The organism is Acidisoma sp. S159 (assembly GCF_009766125.1).
Lineage (GTDB): Bacteria > Pseudomonadota > Alphaproteobacteria > Acetobacterales > Acetobacteraceae > Acidisoma.
Genome location: NZ_LMUG01000074.1, coordinates 1 through 3,838 on the forward strand (window position 1 = coordinate 1; position 3,838 = coordinate 3,838).

Annotated in this window: 6 protein-coding genes; 2 read left to right on the forward strand and 4 right to left on the reverse strand. The window is 66.1% G+C overall.

Going from position 1 to position 3,838, the window contains the following annotated elements; translation table 11 throughout:
• Positions 1–199: DUF6790 family protein (locus GSQ92_RS25640; RefSeq protein WP_216856950.1), on the reverse strand; the 199-nt coding region annotated here is incomplete at its 3' end.
• 90 nt (positions 200–289) lie between these two features.
• Entirely contained in the window at positions 290–1,186 is an 897-nt protein-coding gene (locus GSQ92_RS25645; RefSeq protein WP_159014402.1) for a LysR family transcriptional regulator, read from the reverse strand.
• A 144-nt stretch (positions 1,187–1,330) separates the two neighbouring features.
• On the opposite strand from GSQ92_RS25645, the gene GSQ92_RS25650 reads away from it, so the two are divergent.
• The gene (locus GSQ92_RS25650) at positions 1,331–2,104 is read left to right on the forward strand and encodes an SDR family oxidoreductase (protein ID WP_159014404.1); all 774 of its coding nucleotides are present in this window, start codon (positions 1,331–1,333) and stop codon (positions 2,102–2,104) included.
• A 72-nt stretch (positions 2,105–2,176) separates the two neighbouring features.
• Positions 2,177–2,959, forward strand: coding sequence for an SDR family NAD(P)-dependent oxidoreductase (locus GSQ92_RS25655; RefSeq protein WP_159014406.1), 783 nt, complete (start codon positions 2,177–2,179; stop codon positions 2,957–2,959).
• Positions 2,960–2,991: 32 nt separating this feature from the next.
• Here GSQ92_RS25655 and GSQ92_RS30440 read toward each other — a convergent pair whose 3' ends face one another.
• Together GSQ92_RS30440 and GSQ92_RS31925 are read right to left on the reverse strand one after the other, a co-directional pair.
• Positions 2,992–3,504, reverse strand: a complete 513-nt coding sequence (locus tag GSQ92_RS30440; protein WP_216856951.1) for a hypothetical protein — start codon at positions 3,502–3,504, stop codon at positions 2,992–2,994.
• Positions 3,505–3,509: 5 nt separating this feature from the next.
• The gene (locus GSQ92_RS31925) at positions 3,510–3,698 is read right to left on the reverse strand and encodes a helix-turn-helix domain-containing protein (protein ID WP_216856952.1); all 189 of its coding nucleotides are present in this window, start codon (positions 3,696–3,698) and stop codon (positions 3,510–3,512) included.
• Between the last annotated feature and the right edge of the window lie 140 nt (positions 3,699–3,838).

Consider the following 3,838-nt stretch of genomic DNA (forward strand, 5'->3'; position numbering starts at 1 on the left):
CGATCGCGAGGGCCGGCACAATAACGTCGGTCCAGAACGGCACGCCCGCGTTCCCAGGCGCGAAATTGCCGGCCACGAACATCTGCCGGACGTGGCCGACCGCGTCCCCCAGCAAGGCTATGGAGGAAACCAGCACTGCCGCTGCCTTGAACGGCAGAGACGCCCAGAAAGCGGCACAGGCGGTCACACCGAACGCCAAGTCCGAGACCCCGACTTCATATTGGAAGGGACTGATCTGCCAGCCGATATCGTCCGGCGCTTCACCACGATCTACCCCTCGCCACTGTCTTCATTTCCCCTTCTGCCCAAACGCCGCGACGAACGTCTCCATGACGGCGGCGAGCGCCGATCCCGCGGGCCCCGGGGCGCGCAGCATCCACACCGCCCAGGGAGGCGGCGCATGGGCGTCGAGCACAGTCGCGAGATCGCCGGCGGCGAGGAGCGCCGCCGTGCCCTCCGAGCCAGCTTGCGCGATCCCGATCCCGTGGGCCGTCGCCGTGCGCGCGGCGTCCGATCCGTCCACGATGAGGGCAAAGTCGGGTTGCAGGAGACGGCGCGTGCCCCCAGGCGCGCGAAACAGCCAGGGCATCATGCGGCCCGTCGCCGGAAAACGCACGCCGATCAGCCGATGCTTTACGAGGTCGTCGGGCGTCTGTGGCACGCCGTGCCTGGCGAGGTAGGCGGGGGCGGCGAGGGTGACGAGCGGCAACGGTGCGAGTCGCCGAGCGAGGACGCTGGCATCGGCGATCCGGGGTGCGATCCGCACCGCGAGATCCCAACGGCCGCCGCTAAGGTCGGCGAAGTGGTCGTCGAGGGCAAGCTCCACGCGCAGCGCTGTATGACGCTCGAGCAGCGATGCCAGGGCGTGCAGCAGCGTCGGGGCAAGCGAGGCGGCGGCGGTAACGCGCACCGTGCCCGCGACCCCAATTGGTGCGCCGAGACGGCTAGCGGCCGCCACAAGCGCGAGGGCCGGGCCTCGGATCTCGGCGAGGAAACGCTCACCGTCGGGCGTGAGGGAGAGCGTGCGGGTCGAGCGACGGAACAGGCGTGCACCGTGCGCGGCCTCAAAGCGGCCCACGAGGCGGGCAACGGCGGCCGAGGTCACGCCGAGCAGGCGCGCGGCCCCGGCGAAGGAGCCGGCCTCGGCGACGCGGAGAACGACGACGGCGGCGCGCAGAGTGTCCATCGCATATTCGATACATTAGGTTGGCTCAGCTGCAACACTGTTTGTTCTACCCGGCGCGACCCGACACCCTCACTTCAGGGCATCGAAAGCGGGAGCGCGATGCCCGCGCGCCGACTCCTCTATTAAAATGAAAGGACACCAGTCATGAGCAATCCAGCATCCGAGCAGGCACGGCCGCCGGCACCGTCATTCGACCTCACCGGCAAGCGCGTTGTCGTCGTCGGCGGCAAAAAGGCGATCGGCCTCGGAGTCGCCCAGGCCGCCTACGCCATGGGCGCGGCCGTCACTGTCGCCAGCCGCCGCAATGTCTCGGCCGAGGACCGGCCGGACTTGGTCGCGTTTGACCAGGTCGTTCTGGACATCACCAACGAGCCGGCTGTGCAGGCTGCGTTCGAGGCCATTGGCCCCTTTGACCACCTCGTCGTCACCGCCGGACCCGAGCTGGGGTCATGGGGCTCGTTCATGGACGCCGACATGCGCGGCGTCCGCAGCTACCTAGAGGGCAAGTTGCTCGGCACCTGGGCCTGCGCCCGCCACGCCGCCACGCACCTGCTGGCTGGCGGCTCGATGACCTTCCTCACGGGCGGCACCGGCGCCCGAGCGAAGCTCGGCTTGGCCGCGGTCACGTCGACGTTCACGGCCGTCGAATCCCTGTCGCAGTCGCTCGCCCTGGAGCTGGCCCCGATCCGCGTCAACACGATCCGGCCCGGATTCATCGATACCGACTTCTGGGACGTCCTGCCCGCGGCAACCGTGGAGGAAATCCGTGCTAAGGTCCGCGCGACCTTCCCGGCCCGGCGGCTCGGGACGGCCGCCGACGTCGGGCATGCGGCCGTCTTCCTCATGACCAACCCGTATGTCACCGGCACGGTGCTCGAGGTCTCCGGGGGCGAGTTGTTGGTCGACTGGATCTTCTGACTTTGATTTTGCGAAGTCGGCGGGTGCTCTGTCACCACCGGCGGCAATGCCGAGCTACACATGGAGTGAATGATGAAGCGTTTTGCAGACAAGGTAGTCATCGTCACCGGGGCGGGGACGGGAATTGGGGCGGCCACGGCCAGGCGGTTCCTGCGCGAGGGTGCGACGGTCGCGCTCAACGGACGCCGCGAACAAAAGCTGCACGACACGGTCGCGGGCATCGACGGGGCCACATCGCTCATCCACGCCGGGGACGTGTCGGACGAGGCGTACATGAAACGGCTCGTGGAAGATACCGTCGCCCGCTTCGGCCGCCTCGACGTGCTGGTCAACAATGCCGGATTTGCCATCTTCGGCCCGTTCGCCGAGCTGACCACCGCTGACTGGCGGCGTCAGTTGGCGACCGACCTGGACGGCGTCTATTTCGGTACCCGTGAGGCGCTCCCACACCTTCTGAAAACCAAGGGTTCGATCATCAACGTGTCGTCAGCGTCCGGGCTCGGCGGCGACTGGGGTGGGAGCGGGTACAACGCAGCCAAAGGGGCGGTTTCGAACCTGACGCGGTCGCTTGCCCTGGAATACGCCGCCCGCGGCGTCCGGGTGAACGCCGTCGCCCCCAGCCTGACCAGCACCGATGCGACCGTCGAGTTGGAGAAGAGTGAGGCCGCCATGTCGACGTTCCGCGGGCGCCTACCGATGGGCCGGCCGGCCACGCCGGATGAGGTGGCGGCCGTGATCGCGTTCCTGGCCAGCGACGACGCCGGCTTCGTCAACGGCGTGATCCTCCCGGTCGACGGCGGCCTGGCCGCATCCAACGGCCAGCCGAACTTTCTGGCGTTGTTCGGGCAGGGCTAATGTGCCCGCGAGCAGGCAGCTATAGCAGGCCTTCAGAGCTTTGAGCTTCCGGTTCGCACGCGGGAGATCGTGATCCCGGCGATGTGGCATCCTCGGTTGGATGGAGATGCGGCGCATCGCTGGCTTCGTGATAACCATCGTCTCGGTGCGCCGGGCGGCGAACCAACGACAATGACGATCGCCGAAAAAGAGAAGCTCTGCCGTTGTAAAAACAGGGTCTCGAAGTCGATCATCAATGAGATAAATGCGCGCCGGTATCTGTAGTGGCTCGCAATGATGGTCGCCCGGAACTGCAATAGACGGACCTTTAGCGCTCGGAATATATGAACGCTCGCGATCGGCGCGCGCCCGCTCGCTGAGACACAAATCACATTCTGTGCGACGGACGCGAGATGTTCGGCGATTGGCTCAGGATCGGGATTTCCTAGGCTCCGCATTCGTCGCTGCACCTGATCATAGCTGGCGCGAGCTTCAGCGATCTGGGGCCAATTCTCCCGTATCCAGGAAGTGAAGCCTTCAAGGGCGGGCAGCATGCTGGCACCCATTTCGGTTAGCTCGTACTGACGCGCGGCGGTACCTCAGGAAAATAATGTCGCACCAGTAGACCGTCGCGCTCCAGATTACGAACAGTGAGCGTCAGCATCCGCTGCGTTATTCCTTCGATACCGTTCTTGAGGGCCGAAAAGCGCAGCCGGTGCCCGGTCCTACCGCAAGGTGCGACATGACGAGGATGGTCCATTTGTCACCGAAGCGCGCGAGGACGCCGTTGGGAACGCACGGCCGAAAACGGGGCCCGTGGCTTGCTAGTGTCCTGGCCGAGAAATAACTAGACACCTTCGCGTGGCTATGATTCGCTGAGTTCCTGGCAGCGCAGGAGAC